At 67.6% G+C, this 17850-nt stretch carries 22 protein-coding genes; 11 read left to right on the top strand and 11 right to left on the bottom strand.

All coding sequences use genetic code 11. The annotated features are described in order from the left end of the window. The first annotated feature begins 25 nt into the window (after window positions 1–25). A complete protein-coding gene (locus ACZ5ZX_RS12635) occupies window positions 26–400 on the top strand; it encodes a DUF4406 domain-containing protein (protein WP_465502123.1) in 375 nt (124 codons plus the stop codon). On the opposite strand, the gene ACZ5ZX_RS12630 is transcribed toward ACZ5ZX_RS12635, so the two are convergent. Further along, complete coding sequence (locus tag ACZ5ZX_RS12630; RefSeq protein WP_465502122.1) at window positions 397–1281, bottom strand: LysR family transcriptional regulator; 885 nt, start codon at window positions 1279–1281, stop codon at window positions 397–399. The genes ACZ5ZX_RS12635 and ACZ5ZX_RS12630 overlap by 4 nt on opposite strands. 73 nt (window positions 1282–1354) lie before the next feature. Here ACZ5ZX_RS12630 and dapA point away from each other — a divergent pair, with 73 nt between their 5' ends. Then, window positions 1355–2254 carry a 4-hydroxy-tetrahydrodipicolinate synthase gene (gene dapA, locus ACZ5ZX_RS12625; RefSeq protein ID WP_465502121.1) on the top strand — a complete coding sequence of 300 codons (900 nt, stop codon included), beginning with the start codon at window positions 1355–1357 and terminating at the stop codon, window positions 2252–2254. 84 nt (window positions 2255–2338) lie between these two features. Here the strand turns inward: dapA and ACZ5ZX_RS12620 are convergent, their stop codons facing one another. The 3 genes from ACZ5ZX_RS12620 to ACZ5ZX_RS12610 form a co-directional block, all read right to left on the bottom strand. Next, window positions 2339–2686, bottom strand: a complete 348-nt coding sequence (locus tag ACZ5ZX_RS12620) for an RNA polymerase-binding protein RbpA (RefSeq protein ID WP_005151365.1) — start codon at window positions 2684–2686, stop codon at window positions 2339–2341. Between the two features lie 226 nt (window positions 2687–2912). Next, window positions 2913–3671: a thymidine kinase gene (locus ACZ5ZX_RS12615; RefSeq protein ID WP_465502120.1), complete on the bottom strand. Its 759-nt coding sequence runs from the start codon at window positions 3669–3671 to the stop codon at window positions 2913–2915. A 30-nt stretch (window positions 3672–3701) separates the two neighbouring features. Continuing rightward, window positions 3702–5102, bottom strand: a complete 1401-nt coding sequence (locus tag ACZ5ZX_RS12610; RefSeq protein ID WP_465502119.1) for an MFS transporter — start codon at window positions 5100–5102, stop codon at window positions 3702–3704. A gap of 270 nt (window positions 5103–5372) precedes the next feature. Between ACZ5ZX_RS12610 and ACZ5ZX_RS12605 the strand changes: the two genes are divergently transcribed. Then, complete coding sequence (locus ACZ5ZX_RS12605; RefSeq protein WP_465502118.1) at window positions 5373–6047, top strand: transglycosylase family protein; 675 nt, start codon at window positions 5373–5375, stop codon at window positions 6045–6047. A gap of 60 nt (window positions 6048–6107) precedes the next feature. On the opposite strand, the gene ACZ5ZX_RS12600 is transcribed toward ACZ5ZX_RS12605, so the two are convergent. Further along, complete coding sequence (locus ACZ5ZX_RS12600) at window positions 6108–6887, bottom strand: glycerophosphodiester phosphodiesterase (RefSeq protein ID WP_465502117.1); 780 nt, start codon at window positions 6885–6887, stop codon at window positions 6108–6110. A 66-nt stretch (window positions 6888–6953) separates the two neighbouring features. Between ACZ5ZX_RS12600 and ACZ5ZX_RS12595 the strand changes: the two genes are divergently transcribed. Then, complete coding sequence (locus ACZ5ZX_RS12595) at window positions 6954–7337, top strand: hypothetical protein (RefSeq protein ID WP_465502116.1); 384 nt, start codon at window positions 6954–6956, stop codon at window positions 7335–7337. Window position 7338: 1 nt separating this feature from the next. Here ACZ5ZX_RS12595 and ACZ5ZX_RS12590 read toward each other — a convergent pair whose 3' ends face one another. Then, complete coding sequence (locus ACZ5ZX_RS12590) at window positions 7339–8319, bottom strand: tyrosine-type recombinase/integrase (RefSeq protein ID WP_465502115.1); 981 nt, start codon at window positions 8317–8319, stop codon at window positions 7339–7341. 700 nt (window positions 8320–9019) lie between these two features. Between ACZ5ZX_RS12590 and ACZ5ZX_RS12585 the strand changes: the two genes are divergently transcribed. Next, on the top strand, window positions 9020–9436 hold the full coding sequence (locus tag ACZ5ZX_RS12585; RefSeq protein ID WP_465502114.1) for a VOC family protein: 417 nt from the start codon (window positions 9020–9022) through the stop codon (window positions 9434–9436). Window positions 9437–9453: 17 nt separating this feature from the next. Here ACZ5ZX_RS12585 and ACZ5ZX_RS12580 read toward each other — a convergent pair whose 3' ends face one another. Continuing rightward, on the bottom strand, window positions 9454–9825 hold the full coding sequence (locus tag ACZ5ZX_RS12580) for a winged helix-turn-helix transcriptional regulator (protein WP_465502113.1): 372 nt from the start codon (window positions 9823–9825) through the stop codon (window positions 9454–9456). 92 nt (window positions 9826–9917) lie between these two features. Between ACZ5ZX_RS12580 and ACZ5ZX_RS12575 the strand changes: the two genes are divergently transcribed. Continuing rightward, window positions 9918–10757: an SDR family oxidoreductase gene (locus tag ACZ5ZX_RS12575; RefSeq protein ID WP_465502174.1), complete on the top strand. Its 840-nt coding sequence runs from the start codon at window positions 9918–9920 to the stop codon at window positions 10755–10757. A gap of 59 nt (window positions 10758–10816) precedes the next feature. Further along, complete coding sequence (locus ACZ5ZX_RS12570) at window positions 10817–11656, top strand: class I SAM-dependent methyltransferase (RefSeq protein WP_465502112.1); 840 nt, start codon at window positions 10817–10819, stop codon at window positions 11654–11656. A 1-nt stretch (window position 11657) separates the two neighbouring features. On the opposite strand, the gene ACZ5ZX_RS12565 is transcribed toward ACZ5ZX_RS12570, so the two are convergent. The 4 genes from ACZ5ZX_RS12565 to ACZ5ZX_RS12550 are packed head-to-tail and all read right to left on the bottom strand — an operon-like array spanning window position 11658 to window position 14362. Next, window positions 11658–12299: a class I SAM-dependent DNA methyltransferase gene (locus ACZ5ZX_RS12565; RefSeq protein WP_465502111.1), complete on the bottom strand. Its 642-nt coding sequence runs from the start codon at window positions 12297–12299 to the stop codon at window positions 11658–11660. Window positions 12300–12309: 10 nt separating this feature from the next. Next, on the bottom strand, window positions 12310–13068 hold the full coding sequence (locus tag ACZ5ZX_RS12560; RefSeq protein ID WP_465502110.1) for a putative protein N(5)-glutamine methyltransferase: 759 nt from the start codon (window positions 13066–13068) through the stop codon (window positions 12310–12312). After that, window positions 13065–13832 (bottom strand): NAD(P)-binding domain-containing protein, encoded by a 768-nt coding sequence (locus tag ACZ5ZX_RS12555; protein WP_465502109.1) that lies wholly within the window; start codon window positions 13830–13832, stop codon window positions 13065–13067. Before ACZ5ZX_RS12555 ends, ACZ5ZX_RS12560 begins: the two co-directional genes overlap by 4 nt. Window positions 13833–13834: 2 nt before the next feature. Next, on the bottom strand, window positions 13835–14362 hold the full coding sequence (locus tag ACZ5ZX_RS12550; RefSeq protein ID WP_465502108.1) for a DinB family protein: 528 nt from the start codon (window positions 14360–14362) through the stop codon (window positions 13835–13837). 131 nt (window positions 14363–14493) lie between these two features. Here ACZ5ZX_RS12550 and ACZ5ZX_RS12545 point away from each other — a divergent pair, with 131 nt between their 5' ends. The 4 genes from ACZ5ZX_RS12545 to ACZ5ZX_RS12530 are packed head-to-tail and all read left to right on the top strand — an operon-like array spanning window position 14494 to window position 17742. Next, window positions 14494–15033, top strand: coding sequence for an RNA polymerase sigma factor (locus ACZ5ZX_RS12545; protein ID WP_465502107.1), 540 nt, complete (start codon window positions 14494–14496; stop codon window positions 15031–15033). Window positions 15034–15042: 9 nt separating this feature from the next. Then, window positions 15043–15501 (top strand): peroxiredoxin family protein, encoded by a 459-nt coding sequence (locus tag ACZ5ZX_RS12540; RefSeq protein ID WP_465502106.1) that lies wholly within the window; start codon window positions 15043–15045, stop codon window positions 15499–15501. 32 nt (window positions 15502–15533) lie between these two features. After that, entirely contained in the window at window positions 15534–16139 is a 606-nt protein-coding gene (locus ACZ5ZX_RS12535) for a TetR/AcrR family transcriptional regulator (protein WP_465502105.1), read from the top strand. After that, window positions 16123–17742: an acyl-CoA dehydrogenase family protein gene (locus tag ACZ5ZX_RS12530; RefSeq protein WP_465502104.1), complete on the top strand. Its 1620-nt coding sequence runs from the start codon at window positions 16123–16125 to the stop codon at window positions 17740–17742. Before ACZ5ZX_RS12535 ends, ACZ5ZX_RS12530 begins: the two co-directional genes overlap by 17 nt. Window positions 17743–17850 lie beyond the last annotated feature (108 nt).

The following is a 17850-nucleotide window of genomic DNA, read 5'->3' as shown; positions in this document are numbered from 1 at the left end:
ATTGTTGCACATTAGGCTCCGGTTCATGACCAAACCTTTGATGATCCTCATCGCCGGCCCGTTCCGCTCCGGCACCGGGGACGACCCCGAACTGCTCGCGCGCAACCTCGCCCGGCTCGAAGAAGCCGCCTGGCCGATCTTCCGCAGCGGGCACGTGCCGATGATCGGCGAATGGGTCGCGCTCCCGGTGCTGCGCGGCGCGGGCGGGAAGACCGTGGCCGACCCGGTCGCCAAGGAGGTCATGTACCCGACCGCGGACCGGCTGCTGCACCACTGCGACGCCGTCCTGCGCCTGCCGGGCGAATCCGCCGGCGCCGACCAGGACGTCGCCATCGCGCTGTCCCGCGGCCTGGTGGTGTATCACCGCGTCGAGGACATCCCCGGGTACCAAGCCGCCTAGAGTTCCGCCAGCACCGCCCGGATCGCCGGGCTGGCTTCGGCGCTGCGGCGCCACGCCGCGTGCACCTCGCGCGTCGGCGGGCGCCGCAACGGCCGGGCCACGAGCCCCTCGCTCAGGGGCGGACGCGCCAGCCGCGGGATCAACGCGAGAACCTCACCCGAGGCGACCAGCGACAACTGCGTGGAGAAGTCGTCCACCAGATGCCGCACGTCGGGTTCCTCGGCCAGACCGGCGAACAGGCGACGGAACCACTGGTGGCACACCGTGCCGGGAGGGCTCGTCACCCAGGCGTACCCGCCCAGGTCGGCGCCGTCGAGCGGGGGCTCGGCACTCGCCAGCGGATGGGTCACGGCCATGACGACGTCACCGAGGTCGGTGTGCACCAGCCGCCGGGACAGAGCGGGGGACAGGGGGACGGGCAGCCCGTCGGCGTCATGAAGGAGCGCGAGGTCGGCGGTTCCGGCGTCGACACTGTGCAGCGCCTGGTCGGGGTCCTGCTCGGTGATGTGCAGCCGCAGATCCGGGTAGCGCGCCAGCAGTCGCGGATGAATGGGCGCCAGCAGCCCGCGAATCGCGGTCGAGAACGCCGCCACACGCAGAACCCCGCGCGGCGTGCCTTCCGCGACCGACCGGGCGGCCTCGGCGCAGCGCTCGAGCGCTTGGAACACCTCCAGGGAGGACTCCACGACAGCCTGCCCGGCGGGAGTGAGCACGACGCCGCGGCCCGCCTGAGCGAGTACGGGCGTCCCGATCTGGCGTTCCAGCCGCTTGATCTGCTGCGACACCGCCGACGCCGTGAACCCCAGTTCGTCCGCCGCCCGCGCCAGCGTCCCCAGAGCGGCCACCGACCGCAGCGCCCGCAAGGCCCCGATCTCGATCATAAAGCCAGGCTACGCAATGCCGGCAAAAAAGCATCGCTGGACCGCAGGTATGGGCGTCGACAGGATCGAGCACATGACCGAATCGCTCTTCGGCTCCAACCTCGTCGCCATGGTCACCCCGATGGAACCCGGCGGCGCAGTCAGCGAACCAGGCCTCACCCGCCTGGTCGACCACCTCCTGACCACCGGATGCGACGGCATCGTCGTCGGCGGCACCACCGGCGAAGCGCCCACCCTCACCGACACCGAAGCCGCCAGGCTCGTCCGCGCCGTGGCGACCCGGACCGGAGACCGCGCACGCGTGATCGCCGGAGTCGGTACCTACGACACCTCCGCCTGTATCGATCGCGCGAGGCAAGCCCAGGCGGCCGGAGCGGACGCGCTTCTGCTCGTCTGTCCGTACTACTCCAGGCCGACGCAGGCCGGAATCGTCGCGCACTGCCTGGCGGTGGCCGACGCCACCGAACTACCCGTGATGCTCTACGACGTCCCCGCCCGCACCGGGACGGCCATGGAAGCGGCCACCCTGACCGAACTCGCCGGCCACCCCAGGATCCGGGCGGTGAAGGACGCCAAGGGAGACCTGTTCGAGGCGATGGCGGTCATGGCCCGCACGCCACTGGCCTACTACTGCGGCATCGACGAGCTCAACCTGCCGTATCTGGCGTGCGGCGCCACTGGGGTGGTCAGCGTCGTAGGCAACGCCTTCGCCGACCGCAACGCCGAACTCATCCGTGCCGTACGCGGGGGAGACCTCGACACCGCGCGGAGGCTCTCCGCCGCACTGCAGCCCCTCACGGAGACGATCATGCGCACCTCGCAGGGGGCGATCATGGCCAAGGCCGCACTGGCCGAACTCGGCATCATCCCGCACGCCACGGTCCGGCTGCCGCTGCTCGAATCGCCACCCGAGCACCTGCGGCGGCTTCGTGAAGCCCTAGCACCACTCGTCGCCGACCTGATCCCCGGCTGACCCCGGACACGGCGAAGCCCCCGCGGTGGGAGGTCGCGGGGGCTTCGCCGTCTGCGTGGTGGGGCTAGCTACTTGTGCCGTGCGTCAGGCGGACCGGGTGGTCCTGCGTCCCTTCAGCTCGGCGAGACGTTCGTTGAGCAGATCTTCGAGCTCCGGAATCGAGCGACGCTCCAGGAGCATGTCCCAGTGCGTCCTCGGGGGCTTGACCTTCTTCTGCTCCGGCTGTCCGCCGTCCACGATCTCGGACTCACTGCCGTGCAGCCTGCACTCCCACACCGAGGGGATCTCGGCGTCGTCGGAGAAGGGCACCTCGAACTCGTGGTTCTTGGGGCAGGCGTAGCGCACAGTGCGGCGAGGCGCGAGGTCGTGGTTGCGGTCGGTCTCGTAGCTGACCGCTCCCAGCCGGCTTCCACGGAGAACACGGTCGGCCATGATGGGGGTCCTTTCAGTCAGCTCCGGGTGGAGCCAGGGTGATGCTCACCCTATGCAACGACGGGGAGGGCCAGAGGATTCCCTGGACACCATGTCCTTGCTCACGATGAGCTGTGTCACCCGGTGGCAACAGCTTCTCCTAGTAGGAGTGATTTCGCGCTCTGGCATGACGTCAATACGGCCATCTTGGTGCGGATATCCCCCAGATGGGCTAGTAGTACGCCTGTCACGTCAACCGTAACTGACCGTGTTGGGCAGAGCTGGGGCCCAGGTCGCCCAAGCGGAAGTGCCGACGGCACAATACCTGATAACGGACCGTATTCGAGCCACCCTCAGACCGTGATGTTGCTGAAGATTCAACTACAGACTGTTCGGTATCCGCCACCACAACGGTGTCCCCGGCCCGCAACACCTCGCCGTCGGAGACCCGCGCGTTGAACCGTCCCGTCTGCCCGCACCAACACAACACCTCGACCTGAACCGGCTGCAGCTCGTCCGCCAACTCGAACAACCGCGCCGCACCCGGGAACAACACGCTCCGGAAATCCGTCGCGATCCCGAAGCAGTACACGTCGATCTGGACGTCATCGGCCAGTTCAGCCAGCTGATCCACCTGATCAGGCGACAAGAACTGCGCCTCGTCCACGATCAAGTAGTCCACATGCCGCCCCGCCGCCCACTGCTCACGCACCAGCAACCGCAGATCGGTGTCGTTCCCCACCTCGGTCGCCTTCCGCGTCAACCCGATCCGGCTGGTGATCTGCGGCTCACCGGACCGGTCATGCCGCACCAGCACCAAGCCGCGACGACCCTGCCGCGCGTGGTTGTGGTCGATCTGCAACGCCAGCGTCGACTTCCCGCAGTCCATCGGCCCGTAACAGAACTTCAGCTTCCCGACGACCGGCACACCCCGCCGTGAACCCGCCACCGGCACCGACGACAACGCGTCCGTGGGATCCGGGCCACTCTCCTTCAGTACGGTCACGACGCCCGACCCTATCGGCACACCACAGGCTCACAGCACCGCCGGTGGTCGGTTGCCCGCCGCCTCGATCGCCCGACGCACCGGAACCAGCCACACGAACACGAAACCGAGCACGAAGAAGATCACCAGCGCGACGATCGCGTACCGGAACGACCCGGTGATCTGACCCACCGCCGCGAACAACAGGGGACCGAGCCACGACGTCCCCCGCTCACCGACCACGTACAACGAGAAGTACTGCGCGTCCTTCCCCTCCGGGATCATCTGCCCGAACAACGAACGCGACAACGCGTTCGTTCCACCGAGCACCAACCCGATCCCGACGGCCACCGCGTAGAACTGCAACGGCTCACCGGCCTCGATGAAGAACGCGAAGCACAGCACGACCACCCACGCCACCAGACTGCCCAAGATCGTCTTCTTCGCCCCGAACCGCGCCGCGATCGCCCCATGGATCATCGCTCCGGCGTAGGCGAGGAACTGGATCACCAGGATCGTGACGATCAGCACCTGGGTGCTGTACTTCAGCTCGTCCTTGCCATACTGCGCCGACACCGCCACCACCGTCGTGATCCCATCGGTGAAGACCAGATAGCTCCCGAGGAACGCCAGCGTCAGCGGATACGCCCTCGCCTCCTTGATCGTCTGCTTCAGCTCCTTGAACCCGGCCGTCAGCACCGACAGACCGCGCTCGCCCGTCTTCGGCACATGCGTCTGGGGGAGGGCCCGCACCGCGGGGATGGTGAACACCGCCCACCAGATCCCCGACGTCAGGAAGCAGATCTGGATCGCCAGCCCCTCGCTCACCCCGAAGAACTCATGCCCCATGAAGAACCCCAGCTGCAACGCCAGCGCCAACCCGCCGCCGAGATAACCGAACGCCCACCCCTTCGACGACACCGCGTCCCGCTCGTCCGGCTCCGCGATGTCCACCAGGAACGAGTAGTAGACGACCAGCGCACCGCCGTAACCGATGTTGGCCAGGATGAACGTCCAGACCCCGACCTCCCAGTCCGTCCCCGCGATGAAGAACATCAGCGCCGACGCCACCGCACCCAGGAACGCGAAACCACCGAGGATCCGCCGCTTGTACCTGCTCCGGTCCGCGATCGCGCCGGCGATCGGCAACACCAGCACCTGCGTCACCGTCGCGACGGAAAGCAGATACCCCCACAGCGACCCCGCCGGGAAAGTCAACCCGAACAACGACACATCGCAGTTCTGCAGGGTGCTCGCGACACCACTCGAATCGGTACACGGCCTGTCCCCGTTAAGGGTGAAATCAGTCTTCGCATCCGCGGACGCCACCTCGCTCAAATAGAGCGCTCCGAAGACCGTGATGACCGACGAATAGAACGGCGAATTGGCCCAGTCGTAGAGGTACCAAGCCCGCCACACCCGCTTGCGATCACGGGTTCCGGCCACCGTCATGCACTGCTCCTGAGGTCGTAAACGTCGAGGTCAGCGGGAGACTACTGGTGATCACGCCCCGCTGTCCGGCTCGAGTCCGGACCGTGTTCGTTTCGACGTCCGACACCCTCGCCCAGACAGCCCTCACGACCATCGTCGGCGTGTCGCTGCCATGAACCACGTGTGTTTCATGTGAGGCTGGTGGGCGAGCTGTGACTCTTGTGAAGCAAGTGTCCGGTATTTACTGTTCCGCTCATGAGGACCCATCGCCGTCGCACAACACACCGCGTAGTGGCGAGAACGCTTCTGCTCGCCCTGGCCGTCACAGGTCTGCAGATCGCCACCACCGGATCCGCCGCCGCGGACCCCCACGGCTCACACTGGGCCAAGCTCCGCATGTGCGAATCGAGCGGGCGCTACAACATCAACACCGGCAACGGCTACTACGGCGCCTACCAGTTCGACCTGCCCACCTGGCGCAGCGTCGGCGGCCAGGGGAGGCCCGACCAGGCCAGCCCCCGCGAACAGGACTACCGGGCCCTCTACCTGTACCGCATGCGCGGCTGGCAACCCTGGGAATGCGCCGGCAAACTCGGCTTCCGCAACGACGGCGACGCCCGCAGCAAACGCGTCCCCTCCTACGAGGACTCCGCCTACATCGGCGGGGGAGGACTGCCCGCCCCGCCGCCTCCGCCCAAACCGAAGCCGACCCCACCCGGGCCGCCCGGCGGCCCCCAACCAGCCTGGCCCGGCGTCGTCTACGCCTACGGCGACTGCGCACAACCCCTGGTCGCCTTCCAGCTCAGGATGAACGCCTTCGGCTACGGCTTCACCGGCACAGGCTGCTACTACGACAAAACCCGCGAAGCCGTCCTCGCCCTCCAACGGGCCAACGGCATCAACGACTCAGGCCGGCTCGGCCCCAAGACCTGGGACGCCGCCTGGAACGGCAAACCACCCCGGTAACCACGCGTTCAGTCCTCTAAATGCGCTTTCGAGACGCATTTAGAGGACTGAACGCGGAAGTCAGGACGGCCAAGCGCCCCGCTCCCGGAGCACCTCCCGCAGCAGATCCGGCCGATCCGTCACGATCCCGTGCACCCCCAGATCCAGCAGCATCCGCATCTCGACCGGATCGTCCACCGTCCACGTGTGCACCTCGAACCCCACCCGGGTCGCCTGCCGCAGGAACGCCCGGTCCACCACCTTCAACCGCCCCTGCCGCACCGGAACCTGCGCCATCGCCCCCCGCGACAACGCCCGCAACGACACCAACGGCAAAAACCCGTTCGCCCACATCACCGCCACCGACCGCGGCCCCATCGCCGTCACCAGCTTCGGACCCGCCAGCTTCCGGATCCGCGCCAGCCGCGCGTCGGAGAACGACGCCGCCGCCACCCGATCATGCGCCCCGGTCCGCTCGATCGTCCGCACGAAGGGCACCACGGCCTGATTCGACTTCACATCGATGTTGAACCGCGCCTCCGGCAACTCCTCCAGGACGTCCTCCAGCCGCGACAACGGCGCACGACCACCGACCTTGACGTTCCGCAGCTGCGCCCACGTCTGCCGCGAGATCAACCCCGCGCCATCGGTCGTCCGGTCCAGCGACTCGTCGTGATGCACGACCACCACACCGTCCGACGTCGCGTGCACGTCCGTCTCGAGGTAGCGATAACCCTCCGCCACCGCCTGCCGGAACGCCGGCAGCGAGTTCTCCAGTCCTTCCAGGTCGCCGAGGTGCCAGCCCCGATGGGCGAACGCACGCGGGAGCGGGTCGGCGAGGTACGGAAACAGTGTCGGCACCCCACTAGTGTGCACTTCGGTCGTGGCCCCGGCATGATCATCCGATGGCCAGCTAGGGTCTGATCCGTGAGGGAAGTGGCCGAACAGCCGAAGACGTCCGCCGAAGAGGTGTCCGAGCTACGCCGAGCGGGGGCACCCAAACACTGCGGATGGTGCGGCCGACGGCTCGAACAGGGCGGCAACGTCGGCAGGCGCCGCCGCTACTGTGGGCAATCCTGCCGCCAGCGCGCCTACGAACGCCGGACCGCCCTCCAGCGCAGCGGCCTCCCCGAAGACGCCGTCGTCCTCTCCGACGCCGAGATCGCCGCACTGCAGGACCGGCTCTTCCAACTCCGCTGTGCTGCCGAAGACATCGTCACCGCGGCCGACGACGGAGCCTCACCGGCCGAACTCCGCGGCTTGGCCGACGAAATCGCCCAAGCCGCGAAAGACCTCGAACAGCTCCGCTGACCTACAGAATCCCGTCCAGCGCCCGATAGGTCCGGTTGCTCGCGGCCGCCGCCCGCTGCTCCCGCCCCGTCGCCTCGATGTAGTTCTGACTGGTCGCCAGGCTCGCGTGCCCCAGCAGTGCCATGATCTCCGACGCCGTCGCGCCGTCCTCGGCCAGCCGCGTCGCGAAGGTGTGCCGCAACGCGTGCAGATTCGCCCCGACCGGCACGCGGTCGTGCAGCCCCGCCCACCGATAGCAGGACTTGACCAGGTACTCCAGCGCACCGCGGCCGATCGGCTCACCCGCGCGATCCCGAAGGAGGGGAGTGGAGGGCCCGAACCGCTGCTGCGGGAAGCGCCGACGGCACGAGGCCAGGTACTCCTCGATGATCTTCTCCATGATCGGCTGGACCGGGATCGATCGATCCCGACTTCCCTTGCCGTGGACGTGCAGGCGCATCTCACCCTGACGGCCCACCAGCGACCGCGCGGTGAGCGCTCGCATCTCCGCCGCCCGCAGCCCGGCGACCAGACCGAGCGCGATCACCAGCACGTCCCGCTCCGGCCATGGATCCCGCGTCCGACGCGATCCATCCGCCGCGGCCGCGAGCAACTGCTCCGGAGTTTCCTCACCCCGTAACGGTTTCGGCGTCAACGGGGGCGCCTTCGGGCGGGCGACCGCACCCATCGGGTTGCCCGCGAGCAGCCCGTCGGACACGCAGAAGGTGAGGAACTGGTTCCAGGTCGACCAAGCGCGCAGCACCGAGCTCTTCGCGTGAGTGTCCGCGAAAGCACCGAAGGCGTTCCGGAGTGCCTGGGCAGTGAGCATCTCGACGGTGAGTTCGTCAGGGGAGAGGTCGAGCTCGCGGAGCAGCAGGGTGGTGATGCCGGCGAGGTCGCGGCGGTAGGCGTCGGTGGTGTGAGGAGAATCCTTACGGGGACGACGTGCGGCGAAAAAGGCTTGCTGTGCCTCGGAAACCCTCATGAGCATCTTGTACCGCATGGCACCGACAGTCTTACACTGGGTTATATTCCGTTTCATGCATAATAGTGATTATGCATGAAACGGAGTGATGGCTCCGGGAATCCCTCGTGGGGGATCCCGGCTCGCTCGCCGCCTTCCGGAGTGGGCATGACGGGTCCCCATGAGACGTTTTTGTCCTACGGGACCCCTTGTGGCACTCGGGCGCCAGCGAGCGCCCTGAGCGACCGAGCCGGCCGAACCGACCCGGCTCGGCGCCCGGAGTTCTCGGGGTGGATCGCGATCTTGCGCTTACTCGCCTCCAAGCCCCTGGGATGCTCAGCTCAATTCGTCACAGTGACGTTTTAGGGGCGGGTGATTGCTCATCGGTTTCACACCCTCGGGGAGCCAGATTCCCCCTGAAGACCCCAGGGGTCTGAGGCGGACTATAGGAGCCTGCCGGGAGGCATCCATCCTCTGAGTCGAGGGGGCGCCTCCCAGTGCACGACGTGCGTAGCGGACCCCTTCAGTTCATGCCGGAAGGCCCCTCTCGTCCCTTGTCATCCAGGTCAGTCAAAGTGCCGATAATGTACATTATGTCAAGTAAGGTCAGGGCGAGCCCTCCTCTGGCCATCGCGGCACCGCGGAGAAGAATCCCGCCGCGAATACCTGTCACAGGGTGTCGTGTATTCGGTGGAAAGCTCACGGCTCAACCACCGACACGTAGGACGATGGGATTCAGATGGGCTTTCGACTCAACCCGTACCTCAGGTACGACGGGAACGCACGGCAGGCGATGGAGTTCTATCGTGAGGTGTTCGGCGGCAAGCTGGAGATCGGCACGATCGCGGATTTCGGTTCGCCGGACTCACCCCATGCCGACAAGGTCATGCACGCCCAGCTCGACACTCCGCACGGGCACACGCTGATGGCTTGCGACGCTGATGGTCAGGTCGAGGATGTGTCTCACTCCCCTGGCAACAACGTCGCGGTCTACCTCGGCGGCGACGGCGAACTCCGTGGCTGTTTCGAGAAGTTGTCCGTCGGTGGCACCGTGACCTTGGCTCTGGAAAAGCAGGTGTGGGGTGACGAGGCCGGCGCGGTCGTGGACAAGTTCGGGATCACCTGGATGGTGAACATCAGTCTGCGGCAAACCTGATCGACAGTAGCCCGACGCTACTGCGCCTCACGTGGCCCCAGCCGTCGGGTGATGCGGTCGAACAACTCCCCTAACGGTTCGACGAGGTCCTGCCCGAAGTCGGTCAGTCCGTAGGTGACCTGAGGTGGTGTCGTGGGCTCGACCTTCCGCCAGATCAGGCCGTCTTGAACGAGCGCACGCAGGGATTGGGCGAGCATCTTCTCGCTGATCCCCTGGATGCTCTCGCGTAGCTCGTAGAACCTGAGGTCGTTGGCCTGCAAGGAGATCAGTACCCAAATCCCCCATCGACTGGTCACGTGGTCGACCATGTCGCGCGCGGGGCAGTCGGTGTGAAACACCTCATACCGCGGCTTCGTGTCGGCCGGTGTGAACTGCGCGCCTCCTGCCATGTCAGGAGCTTACCTCCAGGTATGCCCTTACCAAAAGTTAGCCTGGGTTCTAGCGTCACGTTCACAGACAAGATCCGATGAAGGAGCTGTTCATGATCGTGGTGACCGGGGCTACCGGGAATATCGGCAGGCCGTTGACACAGGCGTTGGTCGAGGCCGGCCAGCAGGTGACGACGGTGTCGCGGCACGCCGCGGAGGCGCCGCAGGGCGGTAGGCATGTGGTGGCGGATCTCGCCGAGCCGGGCAGGCTCGATCATGCGCTGGACGGGGCGAAGTCCTTGTTCCTGTTGCTTTCCGGTGACTTGCATGCCGTCGAGGCCAACCCCGCTGACCTCGTTGCCCGAGCCTCGGCGGCCGGGGTTCGGCGGGTGGTTCTGCTTTCTTCGCAGGGTGTGGCGACCAGACCGTTCGGTATGACACGGATCGCGATGCGCGAACTGGAGGACGTGGTGCGGGGCTCTGGTTTGGAGTGGGCGATCTTGCGGCCGGGCGGCTTCGCTTCCAACGCGCTGTGGTGGGCGGAGTCGGTCCGTTCGGAGCAGGTGGTCGCGGCGCCGTTCGGCGACATCGGGCTGCCGATCGTCGACCCGGCGGATATCGCCGAGGTCGCGGCTGCCTGCCTGCTGGACGACCGGCATCTCGGTGACGTGTATGAATTGACCGGCCCGGAGGTGATCACGCCGCGCGAGCAGGCCGGGGTTCTCGCCGCCGCTCTGGGCTCACCGGTGCGGTTTCACGAGCTCACTCGCGAAGAGGCCAAGGCGGGTATGGCCCGGAGTATGCCGGCGGAGCTCGCGGATGACACGCTGGACATCATCGGTTCGCCGAGCCCGGCGGAGCTGCGAGTGAGCCCGGACGTGCGTCGGGTGCTCGGCCGCGATCCGCGGTCGTTCGCCGATTGGGTCGCGCGGAACGTCGCTGCCTTCCGCTGATGGGGTCGCTGCGTCGCGCTAGGGTCTTACCAGGAATTCGAACCTGGGGGGTTGCCGAAATGCCCGAGAACACTGTCGTGCTTGTCGATCCGTCCAATGAGCGCATGATGAAGGCGTGGGACGGCGAGGACGGCTCGCTCTGGGCGAAGCGCGCGCAGCGATTCAACGACGGTGTCGCCGCGTACCGCGAGATGTTCTTCTCGGCGGCCGCCATCGAACGTTCCGACAGGGTCCTTGATGTCGGTTGCGGCGCCGGTGAGACGACACGGGACGCGGCTCGCCGGGCCTCGGAAGGTTCGGCGTTCGGTGTGGATCTTTCTGCCGAGATGCTCGGTCTCGCTCGTCGGCTCGCTGAGCAGGAACGTGTTCCGAACGTCTCTTTCGAGCAGGCGGACGCTCAGGTCCACCCGTTTCCCGAGGCGGGTTTCGATGTGGTGATCAGCAGGCACGGCTCGATGTTCTTCGGTACTCCCCTGGCCGCGTTCGCCAATCTCGCCAGGGCGACGCGGTCTGGTGGGCGTCTGGTGTTGCTGACGTGGCAGCCGTTTCGGCTCAATGAGTGGATCACGACGTTCCGGACGATTTTCGCCGCCGACCGCGAGGTGCCGTCCGTGGATCTCGCGCTCAGTGACCCTGCCGCGACCGAAGAACTGCTGACCTCCGCTGGGTACGCCGACGTCCGGTGCACGGCGGTGAGCAAGCCGATGTACTTCGGTCGGGATGTCGATGACGCGGCTGAGTTCATCGTCGAGCAGCATGGCGGGCGGTTGCGGGACCTGGATGAGGTCGAGCGGGCGAAGGCCGTCGAGGCCCTGAGGGCCGATCTCGCCGGGCACCAGACCGACAGAGGCGTGTTCTACGACTCGGCGGCCTGGCTCGTCGAGGCTCGGCGTCCCTGAGTTACGGCTTGCGGGCGATCAGGTACGCCTGTGGGGTGCTCTCGAACTCTTCGGAGGGCTCGCGGACGAGCTTGGACAGCACGGTGAACCCCGCCTCCCCCAGTTGTTCGGCGATCTTCTCCGGCAGGAGCCGGTAGGCGTCGCAGGAGATGTCGTGCCCGTAGGCGTGCTCGATGTGGCGTACTTCGTCGCCGACCTGGAAGGCGAGCAACAGGTGGCCGCCGGGGGCGAGGATCCGGTGGAAGTCGGTGAAGATCTCCGGCAGCCGCTCCCGTGGGGTGTGGATGATCGAGTACCAGGCGACGACGCCGGCGAGTGCACCGTCCTCAATGGACAAACCGGGCATCTCCCCGAGCTGGAACTCCAGGTGCGGGTACCACTTCTTGGCTACGGCGATCATCTCCGGTGAGAGGTCGACGCCGCAGATGTCCAGTCCGAGGCTGTGCAGGTACTCGGTGATCCGGCCCGGCCCGCAGCCGATCTCGGCGACGCGGCCTTTGCCCGCGGCCTGTACGAGTTCGGCGTAGGCGCCGAGGGTGGCTCGGTCCCAGGTGGATCCGGCGAGGTGGTCGCGGAGGATTTCGGCGTAGTCGGCCGCGACGGTGTCGTAGGCGGTGCGGGTGGTGTCGAGGTAGTCGGTCACGGCGGGCACCCTATCCCCCGGCACCGACAACAATCGTCGCGTACAGCTCTTCGTCGGTGATCACTTCGGGGGTCAATCCGTTGTGCGCCATGGCTTCCGCGGTGCTCGCGGCTTGGCTTTCCCCGGTTTCGATCAGCAGGTGCCCGCCGGGGGCGAGCCATTGGGGAGCTTCGGCGGCGACGCGGCGGTGGACGTCGACGCCGTCTTGTCCGCCGTCGAGGGCGACGCGGGGTTCGTGGTCGCGGGCTTCGGGCGGCATCATGGCGATGGCGTCGGTCGGGACGTAGGGGGCGTTGACGACGAGGAGGTCGACGCGGCCGCGCAGTGACTCCGGCAGGGGTGTGTAGAGGTCGCCTTCGAAGACCTCTCCCCCGGCGTCGGCGACGTTAGCTCGGGCGCAGCGGACGGCGGCGGGTTCGATGTCGGCGGCGTAGAGCCGGATTTCGCCGAGTTCGGCGGCGATGGCCGCGCCGAGTGCGCCGGTGCCGCAGCAGAGGTCGAGGACGACGGCGCCTGGCTCGGCGAGGGTGAGGGCGTGACGGACGAGGAGTTCGGATCGTTGCCTCGGTACGAAGACGCCGGGTTCGACGACGATGCGGAGTCCGCAGAATTCGGCCCAGCCGAGGATGACTTCGAGGGGTTCGCCATCGATGCGGCGTTGGACCATGGTGTCGAGTTCGGCGGGTGTGCGGGCTTCGGCGCTGAGGAGGCGGGCCTCGTCTTCGGCGAAGACGCAGCCTGCCGCGCGGAGCCTGGCGATGATCGTCATCGGTCTCGCAGTCTGGTGAGGATTCCGTCGAGTGCGTGCCGGACGGTGTCGGGGACGCCGTTGGTGCGCAGGTAGGTGAGGAGTTGTTCGTTGAGCCCGCCGGGGGTCATGTGTTTGCCGGTGAGGGTTTCGAGTGAGCCCTGGTGGTGGAGCAGGGCTTGGCCGAGCTGGCCGAAGATGTGGCTGGTGAAGGTGGTGGCGATGGTGTCGTCGAGCCCTTGGTCGGTCATCCAGGCGGCGATGGTGCCGAGGTAGTCGAGGTGGGCGGCGAAGGTGGCGGTGGCGGCGCTGAAGATGTCGAGGTCTTGCTCTTTGCCGGGGACGACGCTGCCGCCGATGCTGTCGAAGAGGGCGCGTGCTTCGGCGTTGTCGGGGTACATGGCGGTGAGGCTCTGGCGGCGGGAGGCCGGGGGCAGCGGGATGCTGCGGACGACCTCGGCGGCGGGTGCGGCCCATTCGCGCAGTCGGCTGAGCGGGACGCCGGCGAGCGCGCTGATGAGGATGTGTTCGGGCTGGAAGGTGAGGTCTCGGAGGACTTCTTCGGCGATCGGCGGGCGGACGCCGAGGATGATCGTGGTGGCGTTGTCGACGACGGCTTGGTTGCTGTCGCAGACGTGGACGTTCGCGAAGCGGGCCGAGAGTTCTTGACCGACGCTGCGGCCGCGAGGTGAGAGGTGGATCGTCGGCGGGTCGGTGATGTCCTTGCTGAGGCCTTCGACGATGGCGGCGGTGATCTCGCCGGTTCCTACGAATCCGTATTCCATCGTCAGGATCCGGTGTAGCCGTCGACGCGTTCGCGGATCAGGTCGGCGTGGCCGTTGTGGCGGGCGTATTCACCGATCATGTGGACGTAGACCATGCGCAGCGAGAAGGGGTTGCCGTCGACGTCGAAGGTGTCGTCGAGCGAGCCTCGCGCGGCGGCTTCGTCGGCCAGGCGGATTTCCTCGAGGAGGGTGTTGTAGGCGTCTTCGGCCTTGGTGGCGTCGAGGACTTCGAAGTCGTGGTCCTTGCCGAGGGCGGGGTCGTAGAGGGGTTCGATGTCTTCTGCGGCGAAGCGCAGGCGGAACCAGATGCGTTCGACCTTGGCCAGGTGGCGGATGAGGCCGAGGAGGGTGAGGTTCGAGGGCGGGACCGATGCCGTGGCGAGTTGTTCTCCGGTGAGGCCTGCGACTTTGTGGAGGAAGGTGCTGCGGTGCCAGTCCAGCAGGCTGGGCAGGAGGATGCGTTCGTCGGCGGCGGTGTCGCCGGACGGGCGGGTCACCTCGGGGGCGGTCCATGTCATAGCGGCGATCATGCCATCGGGTGACGTGGGATTTGTGGGGAGCCTGGCGGGGTGAGCGGGGTCACGTGGGCGGGGTGAATCCTTTCGTGGGGTGCCCGGCTCTTGTAAGGGCCGGGACAAGCTCGGCGCGGGAGGAGGTTGTCGTGGAGGCCGATTGGCCGCGGGACTCGTTGATCGTGGCGGCGCAGGGCGGGGACGAGTCCGCCATCGCCGCTTTGGTCTCGGGTTCCCATCCGCATGTGCAGCGGTTCGCGCGGTCGCTGTGCGCTTCGCCGGAGGACGCGGAGGATTCGGCGCAGGAGGCGCTGATCATCCTGTACCGGAAGATCGGTTCTCTGCGGGCCACCGGTGCGCTGGCGTCGTGGATGTTCCGGATCGTGCGCAACGAATGTCTCCGGCGGGCGCGCCGGGCGTGGCGTGGTGACGATCTGGCGGATTCCGTCGTGGTGGTGTCGGCCGAAGAGGACGCCTTGGATCGGCTGGAGGCGCAACGGGTGGCGGCGGCGATCGCGGAGTTGCCCGCTGATCAGCGTCGCGTCTTGATCATGCGTGACATCCAGGGTCATTCGGGCCGGGCCGTCGCCGACGCGCTCGGTCTGAGCACGGCGGCGATGAAGTCCCGGCTGCACCGGGCGCGGGCGTCGGTCCGTGCCCTTCTCGACAACCCCGCTTCATTCTGTTGAGGAGTTTTCATGCTTGAAACCGGTTCCGTGGCACCTGAGGTCGTGGTGGAAGACACCACCGGGCAGGTTGTCCGGCTTTCGGAGTTCCGTGGCAAGGAGAACGTGCTGATCTATTTCATGCGGTCGACCACTTGTCCGGTGTGCAACAGCCATGTGAAGGATCTCGGGGCGCGTGCGGCTGAATTCGCGGCCGCCGAGGTGCGGGTGCTGGTCGCCGTTCCCGAGGGCAGGGCGGAGGCCAAGGCGTGGCGTGCGAAGCGTGGGGTGCCGTTCCGGGTGGTGACCGGTCGCGGTGGTACGCCGCATGAGGCCTTCGGGTTGGGGAAGAAGCTGCTGCAGCAGTCGGGCAGCGTGCTGATCGACCGGGAGGGGGTGGTCCGGCATGCCCATGCGGCGACGATGCCGACCAGTGCTTATGACAAGAAGGGCATCGCCAAGGCGGTCGAGGGGCTGGCCAGGGTCCATTGACTGAAGATGTGAATCAGTGCTTCACTTCTTGAGTGCCGTATCGCCGTACACCGAAGGTCCAGGAGCGCCTGGACGCCCAGCGCGCCGCCCTCCTCGCCGCCGCCATGGAGCAGCTGGCCGAGCGCGGGTACGCGGGCTGTTCGGTGTCGGCGGTCGCGGAGCGGGCGGGGGTGGCGGTCGGGAGCGTGTACCGCCACTTCCCCACCAAGGCCGCGCTGGTGGTGGAGCTGTTCCGCAAGGTCGTGACGCGTGAGGTCGAGGCGGTGCGGGCGGTGTCGGAGGGACCGGGCACGCCGCAGGAGCGGATCGTGGCGGTCTTCGACACCTTCGCGAGCCGCGCGCTGAAGACCCCGCGGATGGCCTATGCGTTGCTGGCCGAGCCTGTCGACGCGCCGATCGAGGCCGAGCGGCTGGTGTTCCGGCGCGCGTTCCGCGATGTGGTGGCCCAGCACGTGTCCGACGGCGTCCGTTCCGGGGTGCTGCCCGCACAGGACGCCGAGGTCACCGCGGCGGCGCTCGTCGGAGCGGCGGCCGAGGTGCTGATCGGCCCGTTGACCACCGGCGGTGCGGACGACGTGTCCGGGCTGCGCACTTTCGTCCTGCGTTCTTTGGGAGGTTCCGATGCCGGTCACTCATGAGGTCACCAACCAGGTGCCGCCGCTGGCGGAGTACGACGTCGCCGCGGATCCGGCGTTGCTGGAGGGGGTGGAGCGGGCGGACGCGGGCTGGGCGGTGGCCGAGTTGCACGCGCTCGGCAGGCTGGCCGGGAGTGAGCACGTGCAGGAGTGGGGCAGGCTGGTCAACGAGAACGAGCCGGTGCTGCGGACGCACGACCGGGTCGGGAACCGGATCGACGAGGTCGAGTTCCACCCGCACTGGCACGACTTGATGGACGTCGCGGTGTCCCACGGGCTGCACGCGGCGCCGTGGCGGGATTCCCGGCCGGGTGCGCACGCGGCGCGGGCGGCGAAGATGTATGTCTGGGGTCAGGTCGACGCCGGGCACACGTGCCCGATTTCGATGACGTACGCGGCGGTTCCGGCGTTGCGGTTCAATCCGGAGCTGTCCGAGCGGTACGAGCCGTTGCTGGCGTCGACGGAGTACGACTTCGGGCTGCGTGAGCCGAGCACGAAGCGCGGGCTGATCGCCGGGATGTCGATGACGGAGAAGCAGGGCGGGTCCGACGTCCGGGCGAACACGACGACGGCGCGGCCGCTGGGTGACGGCAGCTACGTGATCGTCGGGCACAAGTGGTTCACCTCGGCACCGATGTCGGACATGTTCCTGACGCTGGCGCAGGCGCCGGGAGGGTTGTCGTGTTTCCTCCTCCCCCGCGTCCTGCCCGACGGCTCGCGCAACGGGATCCGGTTGCAGCGGCTGAAGGACAAGCTGGGCAATCGCTCCAACGCGTCGTCGGAGATCGAGTACGACGACGCGATCGGCTGGCTGGTCGGCGAGGAGGGCCGCGGGGTGCGCACCATCATCGAGATGGTGAACAACACGCGGCTGGACTGCGCGGTCGGGAGCGCGTCGGGGATGCGGTACGGCGCGGTGCGGGCCGTCCATCACGCTCGGCATCGCCGGGCGTTCGGGGCGAACCTGGTGGATCAGCCGCTGATGGGCAATGTGCTGGCGGATCTCGTCGTGGAGTCCGAGGCTGCGACGACAGTGGGGATGCGGCTGGCGGCGGCCACCGACCGGCAGGGTGATGAGCAGGAGCAGGCGTTCCGGCGGCTGGGCCTGGCGGTGACGAAGTACTGGGTGTGCAAGCGCGGTCCGTCGCACGCGGTGGAGGCGCTGGAGTGCCTGGGTGGCAACGGGTACGTCGAGGAGTCGGGGATGCCGCGGCTCTACCGTGAGGCTCCGCTGATGTCGATCTGGGAGGGTTCGGGCAACGTCGCGGCGCTGGACGCGTTGCGGGCGATGGCCAAGCAGCCGGAGTCGGTGGCGGCGTACTTCACGGAGGTCGAGCAGGCCGCCGGTGCCGATGCGCGGCTGGACGACGCGGTGGGCAGGCTGCGCAAGGAGCTGTCCGATCTGTCGGACATCGAGTACCGGGCGCGGCGGCTGGTGGAGTCGATGGCGCTGGTGTTGCAGGGTTCGTTGCTGGTGCGGCACGGTGCGCCGGCGGTGGCCGACGCGTTCTGCGCGTCACGGCTGGGTGGCGACTGGGGTGTCGCGTTCGGGACCCTTCCGTCCGGTGTGGACACCCGGGCGATCGTCGCCCGGGCCGAGGTCTGAGTCTGTGAAGGTGCCGGTGGGTGGCCGGTGCCGTTGGTGGGGGGTGGGGGGGGGGGGGTGTTTCCCCCAAGCGCCACCCCCCCAACCCCCCCCGCGCCCGGAGCGCCA

Source organism: Amycolatopsis sp. NPDC033938, assembly GCF_055575975.1.
This window is presented reverse-complemented; position numbering and strand designations above follow the sequence as displayed.